This is a genomic window from Polymorphospora rubra (assembly GCF_018324255.1).
GTDB lineage: Bacteria > Actinomycetota > Actinomycetes > Mycobacteriales > Micromonosporaceae > Polymorphospora > Polymorphospora rubra.
On the sequence record NZ_AP023359.1, the window covers coordinates 4,679,134 to 4,697,029 of the forward strand.

At 71.3% G+C, this 17,896-nt stretch carries 9 protein-coding genes; 5 read left to right on the forward strand and 4 right to left on the reverse strand.

The window, feature by feature from the left end; all coding sequences use genetic code 11:
* Positions 1-779 precede the first annotated feature (779 nt).
* The 4 genes from Prubr_RS21175 to Prubr_RS21190 are packed head-to-tail and all read right to left on the reverse strand — an operon-like array spanning position 780 to position 12,678.
* A complete protein-coding gene (locus Prubr_RS21175; RefSeq protein ID WP_212816649.1) occupies positions 780-3,602 on the reverse strand; it encodes a DUF6531 domain-containing protein in 2,823 nt (940 codons plus the stop codon).
* The gene (locus Prubr_RS21180) at positions 3,494-11,122 is read right to left on the reverse strand and encodes an RHS repeat-associated core domain-containing protein (protein WP_212816650.1); all 7,629 of its coding nucleotides are present in this window, start codon (positions 11,120-11,122) and stop codon (positions 3,494-3,496) included. Before Prubr_RS21180 ends, Prubr_RS21175 begins: the two co-directional genes overlap by 109 nt.
* 9 nt (positions 11,123-11,131) lie before the next feature.
* A complete protein-coding gene (locus tag Prubr_RS21185; RefSeq protein WP_212816651.1) occupies positions 11,132-12,262 on the reverse strand; it encodes a hypothetical protein in 1,131 nt (376 codons plus the stop codon).
* Positions 12,259-12,678, reverse strand: coding sequence for a YbaB/EbfC family nucleoid-associated protein (locus tag Prubr_RS21190; protein WP_212816652.1), 420 nt, complete (start codon positions 12,676-12,678; stop codon positions 12,259-12,261). The genes Prubr_RS21185 and Prubr_RS21190 overlap by 4 nt, the downstream gene beginning before the upstream one ends.
* 333 nt (positions 12,679-13,011) lie before the next feature.
* Between Prubr_RS21190 and Prubr_RS21195 the strand changes: the two genes are divergently transcribed.
* The 5 genes from Prubr_RS21195 (at position 13,012) to Prubr_RS21215 (ending at position 17,891) form a co-directional block, all read left to right on the forward strand.
* Positions 13,012-13,332: a WXG100 family type VII secretion target gene (locus Prubr_RS21195; protein WP_212816653.1), complete on the forward strand. Its 321-nt coding sequence runs from the start codon at positions 13,012-13,014 to the stop codon at positions 13,330-13,332.
* Positions 13,333-13,376: 44 nt separating this feature from the next.
* Positions 13,377-13,679 (forward strand): WXG100 family type VII secretion target, encoded by a 303-nt coding sequence (locus tag Prubr_RS21200; protein ID WP_212816654.1) that lies wholly within the window; start codon positions 13,377-13,379, stop codon positions 13,677-13,679.
* A 95-nt stretch (positions 13,680-13,774) separates the two neighbouring features.
* The gene (locus tag Prubr_RS21205) at positions 13,775-14,707 is read left to right on the forward strand and encodes a hypothetical protein (RefSeq protein WP_212816655.1); all 933 of its coding nucleotides are present in this window, start codon (positions 13,775-13,777) and stop codon (positions 14,705-14,707) included.
* 72 nt (positions 14,708-14,779) lie between these two features.
* Entirely contained in the window at positions 14,780-17,551 is a 2,772-nt protein-coding gene (locus tag Prubr_RS21210; protein ID WP_212816656.1) for a hypothetical protein, read from the forward strand.
* Positions 17,544-17,891, forward strand: coding sequence for a hypothetical protein (locus Prubr_RS21215; RefSeq protein WP_212816657.1), 348 nt, complete (start codon positions 17,544-17,546; stop codon positions 17,889-17,891). Before Prubr_RS21210 ends, Prubr_RS21215 begins: the two co-directional genes overlap by 8 nt.
* Positions 17,892-17,896 lie beyond the last annotated feature (5 nt).

Consider the following 17,896-nt stretch of genomic DNA (forward strand, 5'->3'; position numbering starts at 1 on the left):
TGGAATGCCTCCCTGCACCTGGTCGCGGACGTCTCAGAGCCAGACGTCGGTCGCCGCTTGGGCGTCAACGGCACGTTCCGGTGCGGTATGTCGGAGTACCGGTCCGATGCACATGTGGGTATGTCAAACGCAGATCGACGTACCAGAAAGGCCGATGTCGCCGGTCGAGCAAGGTTGCGTGCCCGTCGGCGCGGGGGCTGAGAGGCGACGGTGTTCAACTCTTGGACGTGGCGACCGGCGTGGCGGAGTAGGTCAAGCAGGGTCAGCGTCCTGCGACTACCGGCCGACTGCATGACCTGATCATGGCGATGGCGTGCGCGACGTGCGTGGACGTGTGGCGAAGCGTCCTGGGGGTCAAGGGGCGTCGGTTCGAATCCGGCCGTCCCGACCGTTTGGGCGGAATCGGGGAGCAGATTGGGAGCAGTGGGTCGCTTCCAACGGCGCTGAACGGCGTCCAACCACCCTGACCTGCGCGGATCGTCCCCACCCGACCTGCGGCTGTTTGTGTTTGTCCTGGTCAGAGCGTTGCGGACCGTTCCTTGACGCGGAAAAGGTCACCGGTTCAAACCCAGTATCGCCCACCATGTATATGAGTAGGTCAAACGGCTCGTTACCGAATCTTCGGTAACGAGCCGTTCCCGTTGTGCTCTTTACGTTGGGAGCAGAGCGGGAGCACAAGATCATCTGGGTTTGATCCGGTCGTGGCTTCGGTGTGTCGAGTGCATGGCCACGATCGTGCTGCCCCGCTCACCCGTAGGTGAGCGGGGCAGGCCCAGAGGTCAGCCCAGCGGCGCCGGGGCCGTCCGCGACCCGGACAGGAAGCGGGCCGTGGCCGGGTCGTAGTAGCGCGACCCGTCGTACTGCAGCCCGGTCTCCGCGTCCAGGTACCGGCCGCCGAGCCGCAGCGGCGTGGCCGCCGGCTCGTCCGGCCGGCTGCCGTCGGTACCGACCAGCTCCGGCGGGGTGCCGGCGTCGCCGGTCACCACGGCGTGCACCGTGCCGTCGGTCACCTGGGCGACCGGGTACGCCAGCGCCGGGTGGTACTCCCACGCCGTCGTGGTGACCCGGCCGGTGCCGTCCCGGTGGTGCTGCTCGACGAGCAGGTCACCGGACCACACGAACTGCGTCTCCTCCAGCACCGCGCCGTCCTTGCCGTGGCGCTGCTTGGCGATCCGGCGGCCGAACGCGTCGTACCGGTACTGCCAGCGGTCGCCGTCGGGCGTGGTGACCGTGGCCAGCCGGTCCCGGTGGTCCCAGGTCAGGTGCCAGTCACCGGCTTCGCCCGAACGGGTGGCCGGCCGCCCCAGGGCGTCCAGTGTGTACCGGACGTCACCCGGCTCACCGGTCTGCTCGTCCGGTGCCGCCGTGGGGTTGGCCGGCTGGTCGATCGTCAGCCCCGCCTCCCAGGCGCGGCCCACCTCACGCCCGTCCTCGTAGGCGAACCGGAGACGCTGCCCGCCGGCCACCAGGAGCGCCGGCCGGCCCGACTCGTCGTACGACCACCGCGTCACCGCCCCGGACGGGCGGGTCCGCGCGGTCACCGCCTCGGACTGGTCACGGTACGCACTGGAGACCGTCTGTCCGTTCACCGTCTCGGCGACCACCCGGCCGAGCGCGTCGCGCTCCAACCGGATCTGCGAGTCGGCGTCGTCGGCCGCGACGATGCGGCCCGCCGGGTCGTACGTCAGCCGCGTCACGGCCGTGCCGGTGCGGCGTTCGACCACCCGGCCCAGCACGTCGTAGCTGAAGTGGGTGACCTCACCGGCCGCGTCGGTGTGCTCGACGAGCTGCCCCGCGGCGTCGTACGCGTACCGCTGGGTGCGGCCGTCGAAGTCGGTCTCCTCGACCAACCGGCCGTTCGGGTCGTACGTGTACTGCCACGTCCGGCCCTGCGGGTCGGTGATGCCGGTCAGCCGCAGCTCGGTGTCGTACGCGTACTCGGTGCGGTTGTCCTCGTCGTCGATCCGGGCCGTCACCAGGTCGAACGCGCCGTACTCGAGGTATGTGCGGCGGCCGGTGGCGTCGAGGGTCTCGACCAGGTTGCCCTCGCCGTCGTAGCCGAACTCCTCGATGACGCCGTCCGGGTTCTCCCGCCAGGCGAGGTCACCCTCCAGCGTCCAACCGACGTTGGTGATGCCCTGATCGGTCTCGATCTTGACGATCCGGCCGAGGCGGTCGTACTCGTAGCGGGTGTCGCCCTCGCCGGTGGTGATCGACGTGATCTGCCGCACCGCGTTGCGCACGACGACCTCCGGACCGACCTGGATGGCCGTTCCCCGGCCACCCTCGACGGGCCGGTCGAAGCGCACGACCTCGCCGCTGGCGTCGATCTCGGCGAGCACCCGGCCGTCGGTGTCGAACTCCCGGCTGCCGGTCGAGCCGTCGAAGTCCGTCCACGAGGTGGCCCGGCCCAGCTCGTCGTAGGTGGTCGTGGAGCTGCTGCCGTCGGGCCGGGTGACCACGGTCGGCCGCCCGTCGGCGTCGTACTCGTAGCGCGTGGTCCGGCCCAGCGGGTCGGTCCGGGACAGCAGCCGGTACGCGTCGTCCCACTCGTTCCGGGTCGTCGCGCCGAGGGCGTCGGTCTCCGTCACCACCTGGAGGCGGTCGTTGAGCTCGTACCTGCGGACCGCGCCGAGCGAGTCGGTGACGACGGTCAGGCCGTCCGAGTACTCGAACCGGTAGCGCAGGAAGCCGTCCCGGCCGTCGGTGCCGACGCAGCGTCCGGCCTCGTCATAGGTGTAGGTGTACCACTCCCCGTTCCGGTCGTCCCAGCGCACGATCCGCCCGTCGGCGTACCGGAAGCGCTCCGGGTCACCCGAGGAGTTGACCACCTCGACCAGCTGGCGGTCCTGGTCGTAGCCGAACCGGGCCGCCTCCACCAGGGTCCCGTCGTGTTCCGGCAGCCGCACCGCGGTCACCAGGCCCTCGGACGAGGTGAACTCGATCGTCGCGCCCGCCGAGGAGCGCAGCGCCGTGACGGTGCCGTCGTCGTCGCGGGTGATCGCCCACCGGAGGCCGCCGTCGGTCACGTCGCTGAGCAGCGACTCGCCGCGGCTCGCCGGGGCGAACACCCACGCCTGGCCGGACGCCGGGTCGGTGAGCAGCCAGCCACCGCCGACCAGCCGGCGAAGCGGCAATGCCCGCCCGAGCGTCGGCAACGCCGTCGCACCCTCGGCGACCAACGGGTACGTCAGGATGGACCCGTCCGAGGCCAGGTACCGCACCTGCTCGCTGTCGACGATGATCCGCTGGTCCAGGGGCGAGGCCCAGGCCGGGCCGAACGACCGGCCCCAGCGGTAGTCGGAGCGGTAGGTGCGGATCAGCGGGAGACCCGGCAGCGTGGCGTCGGTCTCGGTGAGGATCATGCGACCGGTGGTCACGTCGATCGGGTCGGCCTCACAGTGCGTCTCGTCGGTGCTCTTCGCCGACGAGGCCGGCGACGCGCCCCTGAACGACGGCCCCGCGTAATGCTCCATCAGCACGTTGGGGTCGATCAGCACGTCCTGGCTGTAGACAGCGGACTGGCCGTTGTCGTAGTAGGCGTCGCCGGGGACGTCCGGGTCCGCGTACGGCTGGTCCGTGTACGTCTGGTCCGGGTACATCGGGGCGGTGCGGTACGAATCGCTGGAGTTGGCGGAGCTGCTGCGGGACTTGGACTTGGAGGAGTTGCTGCGGGAGCTGGACGGTTTGCTGGAATGCTTGTTGGATCTTCTGCGTGACGATCCGGTGGACCTGCGATCGGTCGGCCCCACGTCGGAATCACGGCGCCCGCCGGTGGTCGGGGGAAGTCGAAGTTGGTCCAGTTCGGATCGTTCCAGTCCGTGACGGGACCGGTGTCCTCCGGTACGGCGTCCAGCGTGGGCGAGTAGTCGGATCCGCGCGGGCTCGGATCCGGGTTCTCCGGAAGCGGGCCGAACTCGGCGTCGGCCGGGTCGTATGCGGTGTTGTGCCGCGTCATGGGCACGGGAATGCTGTCGGTCGAGCCGGACCGGCTGCCGGCCGGGTCCACGCTCATGGTGGAGAACGCGTCCATGAGCTCGGCGACCGGGGATTCACTGCCCGGCGGATCGTTGTCCTGCGCGTACTGGATCAGGGCCAGCATCTGGTCCACCCGGGCCAGCGGGTTGTCGGCGGTCGGGTTGTTCTGCAGTTCGGACCATCGTCGGGTGATGGCTTCCGGGCTCTCCACGACCTCGGGCCGGGAGGCGTCCGACACGACGAAGATGTAGTTGCTGTCTCTCCGCTCGGCCGGCGGAAAATCGTCGAGAGAGTTCTGCAGCCCTTCCCGGTTGTAGTTCTCCCGACGGTAGACGAGCTGTTCGTAGAGTTTCTGCTGGTGATCCTTGAACGATTGCGAGACCTTCCTGGCCTCGAGGATCGGAACCTTGCCGTCCAGGGATCCCTGGGAGTGGACGACGTATTCTCCCACCCTCTTGAGCTGGTTCTTCCCGGGGACGAAGTCCCAGGCGACGACACGCAGGGCGTCGATGTTCGGGCTGTTGAAGAGAGTCGGCGCTTCGGTGTCGTACAGGACGCTCGGTTTCATTACCCCGCGGAACACATGCGCGTCGACCGTTCCGGTGGTGCGGTCCACGAGGTGGTGGGAGAAGAGCACCCACATGCGGTTGTAGCCGGGCGGGTAATGGAAGAAGTTCTTGGTGCCGAGCATCTTGTTGTCGAAGATGACCCCGCCGGGGGTCGCTTCGAGCATTCGCTTGTGCTCCTGCTCGGTGATCCGCTCGGCGACCGCCGGGCCGATCTTGCCCCAGAGGGCGAGATTCGACCGGTAATCCTCCACCCGCTGCGCAAGGTATACGTCGAAGTCGGGGCGGTTCTGGTTCTGGTACCACTCTTTGGCCGGAACGGAGAAGGCGTGCTTTTCAGCCATGATCTGGGCGAAAGGAACGACCCTGTCGGCACCGAACTCCCGGATGACCGCAGCGTCGATCTGGTCGTCGGTCAAACCTCGGTTCTTCAGGTCGAGCTCGAAGTTCATCTGCTCCTTGAAGCCGTCGTAGGCGCTCCGCACGTCCGGGTCGTTCCACAGCGTGTCGTAGCGGGAGAAGCGGTACTCGATGCTCTCCCAGTCCGCCTGGGTCTTCTCGAAGTCGACAGGCGGGTCCGCGACCACCGGCGGGAGGTTCTGCTGGACGTCGTCATGGGAGGAGCTGTCCGACGAGAGCTGGCTGAGCGAGTGCTGCCGTGCGTGGTCGTCATCGCTGACCGGTGGGTCGAAGGTGGCGTCCAGCTCGGACTGCGGCCCGCCGACCAGGTCCTCCGTGGTCGGCGGGGCTGCCTGCGGTGGCAGGTTGCTCGGCTCACCGTGCGAGTGGCGTGACCGGCGCGAACGGCTCGACCGGTGCGAACTCTCGGACGACCGGCTGCTCCCGCTGCCTCCCTTGCACTTGGGGGTCAGGCCGAGGGGGTCGCAGATGGTGAGCGGATCGTCGACGTACGCGGTCGGGTTGGGCCCGCCGGCCAGGCCGAGCGGGTCCGGGCTCAGGTAGCGGGCGGTCGCCGGATCGTAGTAGCGGAACCGGTTGTAGTGCAGGCCGGTCTCCGTGTCGTGGTACTGGCCCGGGAAGCGCAGCGGGGTGCCGACCGGGTCGCTGGTCCGGCCCCACAGGTCACCCCGCGACCACCAGCGCAGGTGGCCACCGGGCTCGACCAGGTGGGTGGGGGTGCCGATGGCGTCGGTGACGACGGTGTGCAGCCCGTCGTCGCTGTTGGTCTGGGTGACCGGCGCGGACCCGTCGGGCCAGTAGTCCCACGAGACGGTGCCGGTGGCGTCGGTCTGCTCGACCATGAGGTCGCCGGACCAGGCGAAGTGCACCTCGTCCAGGACCGTGTCGTCGTCGCCGGCCAGGCGTTGCTTGGCGATCCGGCGGCCGAAGCCGTCGTAGCGGTAGCGCCACCGGTCGCCGTCCGGCGCGGTGGCCTGCACCAGGCGGTCCTCGGCGTCCCAGGTGAACCGCCACGTGCCCGCCGGGTCGACCCGGGTGGTCAGGCGCCCCTTCCCGTCGTACTCGAACCGCGCGTCGTCCGAGCGCAGGAGCATGCTGCCGGCGAACTCCCAGCGCCCGCCGGCACCGGTGAGGTTGCCGGCCGCGTCGTAGTCGTACCGTTCCCGCTCGGTGCCGTCGACGACCACGGCGTGGATGCGGCCGGTCTCGTCGGCCTGGAACGCGCGGTCGCCGTCGAGCGTGTCGGCGATCGCGACGACCCGGTCGGTGGCGTCGTAGTCGAAGCCCCGTACGGCGGCGTCGGCGATGTGCTGCACGGTCAACCGGCCCGCCGCGTCGAACGTCTGGCGCAGCGCCAGCACGTCGTCGACGGTCCGGCTGATCTCCCGCCCGGCCGCGTCGTGCCCGAACCGCACCACGTGCCCGCCGGTGACGAGCATGACCGGCTGGCCCTGCGCGTCCAGGCTCCACCGGCTGGACCGGCCCGACGGTGTGGTCCGGGCCATCCCCCCGTCACCGGTGTAGGAGGTGCGGACGGTGCGGCCGTTGATCGTCTCCGCGACGACCCGTCCCTGGGCGTCCCGCTCGAACCGCACCACCGCGTCCGGGCTCTCCACCCCGGCGAGGTGGCCGTCGGCGTCGTACTCCAGCCGCGTGACCACGTCGCCGACCCGGCGCTCGACCACCCGCCCCAGCACGTCGTAGGCGTAGTGGGTGGTCTCGCCGGCCGCGTTCGTGCGCGCGGTCAGCTGCCCCGCCGCGTCGTAGCCGTAGTGCTGGGTGCGTCCGTCGAAGTCGGTCTCCGTGGCGAGACGCCCGGCCGGGTCGTAGGTGTACCGCCAGACCCGGCCCCGCGGGTTCGTCACCGCGACCAGGCGCAGCTCCGTGTCGTAGGCGAACTCGGTTCGGTTGCCCTCCTCGTCGATCCGTGCTGTGGGTAGATCGAACGAACCATATTCGATCTGCACGGAACGCCCTTCGGCGTCGATACTTTCCACCAGATTCCCTTCGCCGTCGTAATGCCATTCCTGGGTGGCGCCGTCCGGGCCGGTGCGCCAGGCCAGGTCGCCCTCGGCGGTCCAGCCGAACTCCGTGACGGCACCGTCCGGCAGCCGCGCCGACCTCGGCCGGCCCAGACCATCAAGATCAAATTCCGTTCCGGGTACGCCGTCCGTCCGCCCGTCGTCCTGCCCGGCCGTGCCGGGGCCACCGTCCGGGCGGATCGTCGCGCCCGGTCGCCCCCGCTCGTCGTACGTGAACCGGGTGACCCGGCCGAGCGGGTCGGTCCGCGACAGCGGCCGGTACGCCGCGTCCCACTCCGTCCGCGTGGTGTTGCCGAGGGGATCGGTCTCCGCGACGACCTGGAGACGGTCGTTCAGCTCGTACCGGTGCACGCCGCCGAACGAGTCGGTCACGACGGTGACGCCGTCGCCGTACTCGAACGCGTACCGCAGGATGCCGCCGTTGCCGTCGGTGAGCACACACCGGCTGGTCGCGTCGTACGCGTACGTGTACCACTCGCCGTTGCGGTCCTCCCACCGCACGATCCGGCCGTCCCCGTCGTAGTCGAGTCGTACCGCGTCACCGGACGAGTTCCGTACCTCGACCAGGCGGCGTCGGTCGTCGTACCCGAACGCCGGCAGCTCGACGGCGTCCTCGGCCTCGTCGGCGGGCACGAAGAGCGCACCGGTCACCAGGCCGTCCCGGGTGCGCAGCTCCACCCGGCCCCCGGCCGACGACCTGAGCCGCACCGGAGTGCCGGCGTCGTCCCGGACGACGTGCCACCGCCCGGCGGCCGTCGCGACATCGGAGAGCAGTGCCGCGCCGTCGTCACCGGCCGGGGCGAACAGCAGCAGCGCGTCGGGCTGCGCGAGCGACCAGCCGCCGCCGACCAGCCGGCGCAGCGGAACGGGGCGGCCGAGCAACGGCAGCGCCTCCTCGCCCTCGGCGGGCAGCGGGTACGTGAGGATCGAACCGTCGGCGTCCAGGAACCAGGCGTGCCGGTCGTCGGCGACGACACTCTGGTCCAGCGTCGACGCCCAGCTCGGGCCGAAGGACCGGCCGAAGCGGTAGTCCGAACGGTGGGTGCGCGACAGGGGCAGACCGGGCAGGGTGGCATCGGTCTCGGTGTAGATCATCCGGCCGGTCGTCACGTCGATCGGGTCGCCGACGCACGGCGTCTCGGCGGTCGACTTCACCACGACGGCCGGCGGCACGTTCCGCAGTGACCGGGCCCGACCGGAGGCCGGGGCCGCAGGAGCGAACCGCGACGAACGCGGACCGTTCCGGTCGCCCGGTGGTGGTACCGCCCGCCCCTCGGTCGGGTCGGGTGTCGCCACCGCCACGTGGCCGGTCGGGTCGGGGGTCGGGTCGGTCGTCCGCTCCGGTGGCGCGTCGGTGGTCGCGGTCTGGTCGCGGACATCCCGGCCCTCGTGGTCGGGGGTCGTGGGGTCGGGATCGGTGACCGGGGATTCCGTGACGGTGGTGACCGGCCCGGGCGGCGAGACGTCCGTCGTGGGTGCGGGGCGTCCGGTGGTGGCGGTTCCCGGGGTGGTGCCGCGGGTCGGCGTGGGGCCGGGCGGCGGGGGAGTGTGCGTGCTCGCGGCGCTCGGGACACTCCCGACCGTCGGGCCCGGTACGACCGGCGTTTCATCCGTGACAGTCGACGCCTCGTCCGTGACGGTCGGGGCCTGGTCCGTGACGGTCGGATCGGGGGTGGCCGGGCGGCTCCAGGGCGGCGCCTCGGTCGCCGTCGGGGAGTCCAGCGGGGAAACGTCGAAGGTGTCGGCCGCCGTACCGATCTCGTCCCGCGTCAGCGGCGACACGACCGGGTCCGGGGTGAGCGGGCCGACCGTGGTGTCCAACGGAGGCATCGGCGCGGGCGCCGGGCGGCCCGAGGCACCCAGCGCCGGACCGGTCGTCGCCGGGCCGTCAGCACGCGTGCTCGCCGGCCCGGTCGTGGTGGTGGCCGGTTGCGGGTTCGTGCCTCCGGTCGTTCCGGTGGTCGCGGCCGGGGTGGCACCCGGAGCCGGGGACAGGGCCCCGGGCACCGTGGCGGGTGGGGCGGTGACGACGTCCGGCTGCCCGGTGCCGGTTGGCGCGGTGGCTGATGGCGTGGTACCGGGTGTGCCGGCTGGGGTGGTGCCGGGCTGGTGTCCGTTCGGCGGCGCGCTCGGCGAGGTCGTGCCGGTCGGCGGCGTTCCCTGCGGGCTGGTGGCCGGTGGGGCGACCGGCTGGGTCGTGGGGTCCTGCGTGGTGGGGTGCTGCGTCGGGGGAGCCTGCGGCGCCGGGCTCACGGTGCCGGGGTGCGGGGTCGGCGGCGCCACGGTGCCGTCGTTCCCGGTGACCGGAGCCGGCGCCGGCGTTGGGACGTGCTGGGGCGGCTGGTTGTCGACGGTCACGGGGTCCGGGACGGTCGACGGGCCGTCGGTCTGCCGCGGGTCTCCCACGGGGGCCGGGGTCGGGTCGACCGGGGTCGGGTTGGCCGGGGTCGGGTTGGCCGGGTCGACCGAGGTTGGCGGCCCCGAGGGGTCGACGACGCCGGTGGCGGGGGTGCCGACGGGCGTGGTGTGGAAGCCAGGCAGCCCGAGCTGCCCGTCCACGGTGGGGGGTGGAGCCACGGTGGGGGGTGGCGCCACGGTGGGCGGCGGGCTGACCACGGTGGGGTCACCCGTCGCGGGCGTTCCGATGGTGCCGGGCAGACCGCCCGGCGGGTGGGCGTTGCCCGGCGGTGGCACGTCGGGCCCGGGACGGACGACGGGCGGGACGGGGGTCACCTCGTGCGGCCGTGGCGATCCGCCATCCGGCCGCGGGACCGCGCCGTGTCCACCGGGGCTGGTCGGGGGGACGGTGCCGTTGGCGGGCGGTCGCGGGTCGGGCCGGGGACCGGGTGCCACCGCCCCACCGGGGGTGCCGGCGAGCGGGGCACCGCCGCCGGTCGGCCGGTCGTGATTCGCGGGGCCGTCCTGGGCCGGCGGCGCGTCCGTGGTCGGCGGCGCGTCCCTGGTCGGGGGTACGTCCTTGGTGAGCGGTGCGTCCTTGGTCAGGGGCGCGTCGTAGGGGGGCGGCTCGTCGTAGGGGGGAGGTTCCTCACCGGCGGGCGGGGCGTCGTAGGGCGGCGGCGGGACATCCTTACCGGTGTCGGGGTCCGGATTTCCCGATCCGGGACCGTTGCCCTTGCCGGAGGGGCTCCCACCAGCGCCGGGACCGTCACCCGAGGCGGCCAGGTCCTTGCTGCCGCCGGAGCCGTTCAGGCTGTCGGCGTCGGGGGTCTGCGCATCGGGACCACCGAGCGCCGTACCGAGATCGTGGGCGTAACGGCTGGCGTACGTGCCGACCAGGGAGGAGACGCCGGTGGCCAGCGCGTTGAAATCGTTGACCGCACCGATCATCGACATGAAGGCGAGCTCGCCGAGGATCTCCCCCAGTGCCCCCAGTCCGGCCTGTCCGTGCACAGTGTTGCTGAAATTGGGATAGAACTTGCCGCCGATGATGTGGACACTGCCGGCGACGAGGCCGATGGTGGCGCCGGCTGCCGCGGACCACGCCAGGTCCAGGAGGGAGAAGCCGTCGCTCTTGTTGTCCTTGGCGATCACGATCGCCTGGGCGGCGACGTTCTCGGCGCCCTCCTCCACGGCCTCCTCGGCGCCCTGGATCGCGAGCAGGGCGATCAGCCTCTGGAGCCGGCCTTCCAACTTGTCGAGCAGCCACTCGGTGAGCTGCTGGCCGAACCGGAGGAACGCCGGGATGACCGTGATGCCGAAGCCGGAGGCCAACGCCAGGGCGATGTCGAGGACGATCACGTACGCCGCGACGACGATCTGGACCTGTCCGTAGTCGATCTGCTCGTTGGCCTGGTTGGCGATGTCGCCCGCGACCATCGCCCGGTGCGACCCCAGGGGCACCGGACCGGTGATCGTCCGGTGGAACTGGGCGAACGCGTCGGCGGCGGGACCGTCGAGGTTGCCGAGCAGGCCGGAGCCGAGGTACTGGGTCGTCGTGATGTTGCTGAGCAGGTGCCGCGCGAAGGCGTCGAGTTCGACGCTGAGCGCCTTCAGCTCCGGCGGATTGCCCTTGGGGAACTTCTCACCGACCGTGTAGAGGATCGCGTCGTACGCCCACTGCCACTCGGGGTCGTTGGGAATGTGGAAACTGACCATGGGCGAGTGTCAGAGGGGTACGGCCGTGCCGTCGGCCGCGAAGCTGAACAAGATCGGATGGTAGTCGGGCGACGTCGGGTCGATGGGGTTCTCCTGCGGCTTGACCAGGAACAGGTGCCCGTCGCCCGGATTCAGGGGCTGACCGTCCGGCCCGGTGACGACGTGCCGGTCGCCCAGCGGGAACACCGAGTCGTAGTAGTTGACGTCGAGGCGTGAGGTGTCGTCCTCGAAGGTGTTCAGCGTCCGCAGCTCGAAGCCCTCGGGGACCGGGGCGCCGTCGATGAGAACCCCTTCGGTGGGGTGGCTGATGTGCGCGGAGGTCAGGGGCATCGCGGGAGTGAACGTCGGCAGGACTCCCGGGTCGGCGGGAAGTTGGGCGGCCAACCGGGACGTGGGCTGTTCGATGTCGTCCTCGGAGTCGACGCCGAGCAATCTGCCCTGCACGGCCCTGCGTGATTGGAGCGCGGGCTCGCCGGGAAGGTGGGCGGCCAACCGGGACGTGGGCTGTTCGATGTCGTCCTCGGAATCGACGCCGAGCAACCTGCCCTGCACGGCCCGGCGCGATTGGAGCGCGGGCTCGGCGGGTTGTCGTACCGCCGCGATCATGGGTGTCCCCGCTACCTCCTCGGCGTCGATGAGTTCGCCCTGGAGGCGGACTCCCACCTGGAGTGCGGGCTTGTCGGCGCGCCGCGCCGCGTGCATCGGGGTCAACGTCCCCGCCTCCACGGCCGGGAGCGCCGGCTGGCGGGAGGCATACTGCGGGGCGTGTTCGCCGGGCTGCCGGGAGGCCACCTGCGTGGGCAGCGCCGCGAACTCGGTACCGATGATGCGTCCGGCCTCGATCGCGTCGTCCTCGGCCTGTCGGTACCCCTCGCCGCTGATCCGCAGCCCCACCGCGGCGTACTCCACGCTTCCCCGGACGCCGAGGATGATGCCCTCGACGACGTCCATGGTGTTGTCGAACTGCTCCCGGAACTGGTTGCCGATCTCGTCGTCGCCCCACGCGTTGGCGTACTGCGCCCGGAGTTGGTCGAGTCGGCTGAGGTACCGGTCGTACATGGCGATGTGTCCGTCGTACGCCCGGCTGACCGAGAGGACCCCCTCCGGGTCCACCCAGAGCGACCCGTTCGGCCCGCTCACGGCCGGTCCGCGTCGAGGCCGAGCAACTCGCGGACCCCTTGGGACATCCGGGGGCCCTCGGGCGGCAGGTACATGTCGACACCGGCCTCACCCCGGACCATCTTGGCCGCGTTCATCCCGGCGGGCAGCAGCGGCGCGAGCAGTTCGGCCGCTTGTTCCATCACCTGCTCCTTGGCCTCGGCGAAGGTCTGCATGATGGTGGCCTGCAGCTCGGCCGGCGGCATCCGCCGGTACGCGCCGGTCGGGAAACTGATGTCGGTCAGCACCCCGTTCTGCCCGACCGTGACCGTCACCTCGCGTCGTGGCGAGGTGGCGGACGCCTTGACCCTGCTCATCCGTTCCTGGAGTTCCTTCACGCTGTCGCGCTGACGTTCGTACTCCGCGAACAGCGTCGCGATGCGGTCGTCGAAGGCCACGTCCGGCTCCCTTCCCCTGTGGACCCCAGTACAGGTCGGCGGGAACGGGTGCGGGAAGTGCGACGGGGGTTTCAGGGAACGAACGTGCACCGCCTTTACCCCGCCGCACAGCCCGGGTCGGCGCGCTGCGGTGTGGCAGTCGTGACGGCACGACCGCCGCGACTGCGCGGCGGCGAGGGGAAGTCAGTGCAGAGTTGCCGCGACATTCGGACATGCGGCCCCCGCTGACCTTGCCGAAGGCACCGGGTCGCCCGGAACACTCGGCACGGCGACTGCCGAGCGCGGGGAGTTCGACGTCGTCACCCCATTGACGTACGAGAGAGGAATGTCGTTGTGACCATGCCCGTGGTGCAGACCACCGACCCCGGTATGCAGGCGGCGGCCACCGAGTTCGCCGCCAAGACCCAGGAGTTCACCGGTCACCTGCGCAGCGTCAACAGTGAGATGGCCACGCTGCAGGCGAGCTGGCGGGGCGACGCCTCCAACAGCTTCAACCAGGCGATGGACAACTGGGAGCGGTCCTTCCAGAACATCATCAACCAGCTGATCAACATGATGGACGTCATGGGCGTCACGACCACCGGCTACCGGGCCGCCGAGGACGAGGCCTCGCAGACCGCCAGGAACTTCGGGGCGGCGCTGCCCGGCATCTGACCGCACCACCGGTCACCCATCCGTTTTCCAGAAAGGACCTGACGGTGTCCAACTTCCGTTTCGACTTCAACCAGGCCGACGCCACCCTCTACGACATGAACCAGATCAACGGGCGCATCGTGAGTGCCCTGGCCGAGATGGAGCGCAACGTCGAGCGGAGCCTCCAGGAATGGACCGGTGACGCGCAGAGCAGCTATTACGTGGCCAAGGCCGAATGGAACAGGTCTGCGCAGGACATGAGCGTCCACCTGGAGCAGGCGCGTCGGACGCTGCTGGCGATCTCGGACAACTACGGGTCGACCGAGTCGCGGCACACCAAGATCTGGAACGACGTCCGCGGCGGCTGAACCGCCCGCCGGCTGCCGGGCGGGTGTGCCCCGGCAGCCGGTAGGCCCTCCAGCTTCACCCCCGCAACGATGGCCCGCTGAGAGGTTGAGGACGAATGGGCATCGATTTCAGCTACGCCAACGAAGAGGCCATCGACCAGATCGGCATTCTCGACAGGTTCAACAACGGGGAGATCGAAGGCTTTCCGGACCAGCATCCGGACGGTTGGATCCAGGCGGTCATCGACGAGGTCAAGGCCGAGATCCAGCGAAACTACAACGACAACACGTACTCGAGCGACGTCGACTGGTCGAACTACAGCGACGAGGAACGGGCCGCCTACGAGTGGTACAAGAACGAGGTCATCCCCTACGAGAAGTGGAAGGCCCTGGTCGAGGAGTACGAGGAGACTTCCTCGGACGAGAGCAACGTCTCGTACGACGAGTACCAGGAGCCCGACGAGTACGACATCGACGGGGACATCGAGGAGCCGGGCGTCACCATCTACACCGGTACTGACAACGAGAACGGTGAGTTGAAGGTCAGTACGGAGGCCATCCGGCACTTCGTCAAGCAGATCGACAAGGTCGTCTGGCTCGGCGGCGGGCTGCTGTGGGACGCCAGGAAGAGGCTCAACACCCTCGACGTCCGTCCCGGGATGTTCGCCCGGGCGGAAGTGATGCGGGAGAAGATCGGCGAGCCGGACTCGGGCCTGGTCGGTGACACCCGGGGGCTGCTGCGCAACGTGCACTGGACGCTCGCCTCCCTCAGCGACAACCTGCTGCAGTTGGCGAGCTCCTACGAGCGCACGGAGGAGGGCAACGAACTCACCGGCAACGATCTCGAGGAGCGGACCAGGGAGTTCAACGAGATGACCGAGTCGGAGTTCGCCGACGCCATGGGCGACTCGTGGGGATACATCGAGAACACGGACGACTTCGGTCAGATCTCCACGGACGGCTCCGGGGGCGACGACGAAGACGACGACGAAGACGACGACTCGGGCGACGACGACTCGGGCGACAGCGAATCGGACGACGACCAGTAGCGCGTCCGCCGGACGATTCCGGCGACACATTCTGGTGGATCCCGTAAGTGTGCGAACAGGTGTGGATGGTCAATGTCAAACGATGACGATGACGATGACGAGCAGGAGTGGACACACCACTCCGACCCTGTGGCGACGTTTCCTCCCCCGCCGGACCCCAGCAAGCTCAACGACCTGGAGACCTGGGCCCAGCGCGATCCGCCCGGTTGGCGGCGGATCAAGGCCGCGGTCAACGGCGGGTCGGCGATCGAGACCGAGGCGGGGGAGGAGCACGCCGCCGGTCTGGTCAGCGCCCAGAGCCTGGCCGACGCGGCCGGGGCCTTCCAACAGGCGGTGAACACGCTGGACTGGGTGTCGGAGTTCATCAGCACGCAGGCCCACGGCATCGCCGGTGAGGAGAAGTCGTGGCAGGGTACGGCCGCGAACGCCTTCCTGGCGAAGATGGACTGGTACGCCAAGTTCCTCGCCAACCAGGCGGAGCGACTGCGCGGCGGTCCGGCCATGCCCGAGTCGGAGTCCCTGCCGAACCAGCTCATGAAGAACTCCTCCTACCTGCACTGGGCCCAGGAGCAGATGGACTATCTCGACCGGGCCTGGGCGCAGATCGCGGCCGCCGACGGTGCCGGTCGCACCGACGGTGGCAACGTGGCGATCAGTTCCACACGGTTCGCCCGGCCGATGACCAACCAGATGCTCGAGGTCGCGCAGACGCTGGCGCGCGAGTACGACGTGACCGTCCCGAAGGTCCTTTCGCCCAACGGGGACGGCAGCCTCAGCCCCGACGACGTTCCCGACCCGGACCCGATTCCCGACCCGGAACCGATCCCCGATCCGGAGCCGGATCCGATTCCCGATCCGGACCCGATCCCCGATCCGGACCCGATTCCGGACCCGGATCCGGTTCCCGACCCGGACCCGATTCCGGACCCGGAGCTGGACTCGATTCCCGACCCGGATCCGCTCCCGGATCCGTCGGCGGACACTCCAGAGAATCAGCCGCCCCCGTTGTCGGATCCCCCCGGCTTCGATGCACCGCCCATCACCGACCCAGACGCCGGCCCCGGTAGCTTCAGCCGCAGCGATGGGCCGGACTTCGAGACCCCGGTCGTCACCGACCCGCCCTCGGGCGACGGGCTGCCCGGGTTCGACACCCCGCCGGTCACCGACCCGGGCCAAGGCGGTGGCGGCCCCGGCGGCTTCGTACCGCCGGTCCTTACGCCCGCGCCGAACAGCCCGATACCCGGCGGCAACGACCCCGGTCGGGTACCGCCGCCGGTCGCGCCCCCGCCGGTCGCGCCACCGCCGGTCGCGCCACCGCCGGTCGGCGGCAACAACCCAGGTCAGGTGCCGCCGCCGGTCAGACCGGCGCCGGGAGGCCTTGGACCGGGGAACGGTGCCCGACCGCCGGACGGCGTCGTCCCGCCCGCAGTGCCCGACCCGGGCCCCGGCGTCGTCCCGCCCGCAGTGCCCGACCCGGGTGCCGGTGTCGACCCGCCGGAGGTACCCGATCCGGGCGGGATCCCCGGTGGCGTCCAGCCTCCGCCCGGTGCGCCGGTGCCGCCGATGATGCCCGGTGCGCCCGGCGCACCCGGCTCCGGGCTCGGCGGCGGTGGATCGGCGCCGGAACGCCCCGACTCCTCCGGCCTCGTAGGCGGTGACCCGGCGGACTGGACCCCCGGCGACGGGGTGGGTGCCCCGGACGCGCCCGGCGGGACCAACCCCGGTGGTGCGGGTCTCGGTGACGTTCCCGGGATCGGTCAGGTGCCGCCGGGGGCGGGTCTGCCGGGGCCCGGGGCGCCGATGATGCCGGGCATGCCGGGCTCGCCGGGGGCGGGTGCCGGCTCCGGCGGGAGTGTTCCGGACCGCCCGGACTCGGCCGGTCTGGTCGATGGTGAACTGGAGGACTGGCAGCCGTCCACCGGTGGGGTGGACGTGCCGGACGCGCCCGGCGGGACCAACCCCGGTGGTGCGGGCCTCGGCGACCCGTCCGGCCGCCCCGTACCGTCGTCCGGCCTGCCCGGTACCGGAACCGTGCCCGTCGCCGGTGTGCCGCCCATGCCCGGAGCCCCGGGGGCGCCCGGGGCGGGAACGGGCGGCAGCAACCAGCCGGACCGGCCGGACGCGGCGGGCCTGGTCGAGGGGGACGCCGAGGACTGGGCGGCCACCGGCCCGGACGCGCCCGTCAACCCCGAGGCGCCCGCCGGGGTCCGGGCCGGCGGTGTCGGCCTGGACACCGCCCCGGTCGAGGTACCCGACGACGGGCGGACCGCCGGCCACGAACTCCCGGGCGCGCCGGGCATGCCGGGCATGCCGGGCATGCCGGGCATGCCGGGCATGCCGGGCATGCCGGGTGCCGCGCCCGACCGGCGAACCCCCGAGCGGCCCGACGCCGCAGCGCTGGTCACGGCGGAGGAGGAGCAGTGGCGACCCGGGGACGCCCCCGACGAACCGGCCGTCCCGGCCACCGTCGGGGCCGGTGGCCCGGGGCCGGTCACCGAGCGGCGGTCGCCGTCGGTGCCACCGGACGGCGGGTCACCGTCGGCGGCGGACGTGGACCCGCCGACCGTGCCGGAGGCCATGGCGGTCCTCCTCGGCGTACCCCTCGTGGCGGTCGGTGCCGGGGACCGCGAGTCGGCCGACCGGCCGGCTGCCGCGGAGCTGCTCCGGGAGGAGGAGGTCGTCTGGGCCGGGACCGCACCGGTGGCACCGCCGTCGCACGACCGGGTGCCGGTCGTGCGACCGGCGGAGGACGTCGCCGACACCTCGGGCTGGGACGACGTCGACGGCGCCTGGTGGTTGCACGGCCACGAGCCCGAGCGGGAGGAGAAGCCGAAGGATGCGTGACGAGATCGAGCCGACCCCGTTGAAGGCCTGGAAGCGCGGGCGGCCGGCGGCACCGGTCCCCGAGGCGAGGCCGATGCGGTGCGGCGGGCCGGAGTACACCCGTGCCGAGCGGCTGGAGCTGATGCGGCAGAGGCAACGGGAGATGGACGAGGCCGCCCGGCGCGCGCGGGAGGAGACCGAGGCTCGCGAGGCCGCCCAGCGCCGGGCCGAGAAGCCGGCCGACGACGAGGACGGGTACCTCCCGGCCGAGCGGCGGGCCGACCGGTACGCGGTCGGGCTGCTGCGTCAGGACGACTCGGCGTGGGGCGGCGCCGGGGCCGGCCCGGGAACGCTCGGTTGACCGGG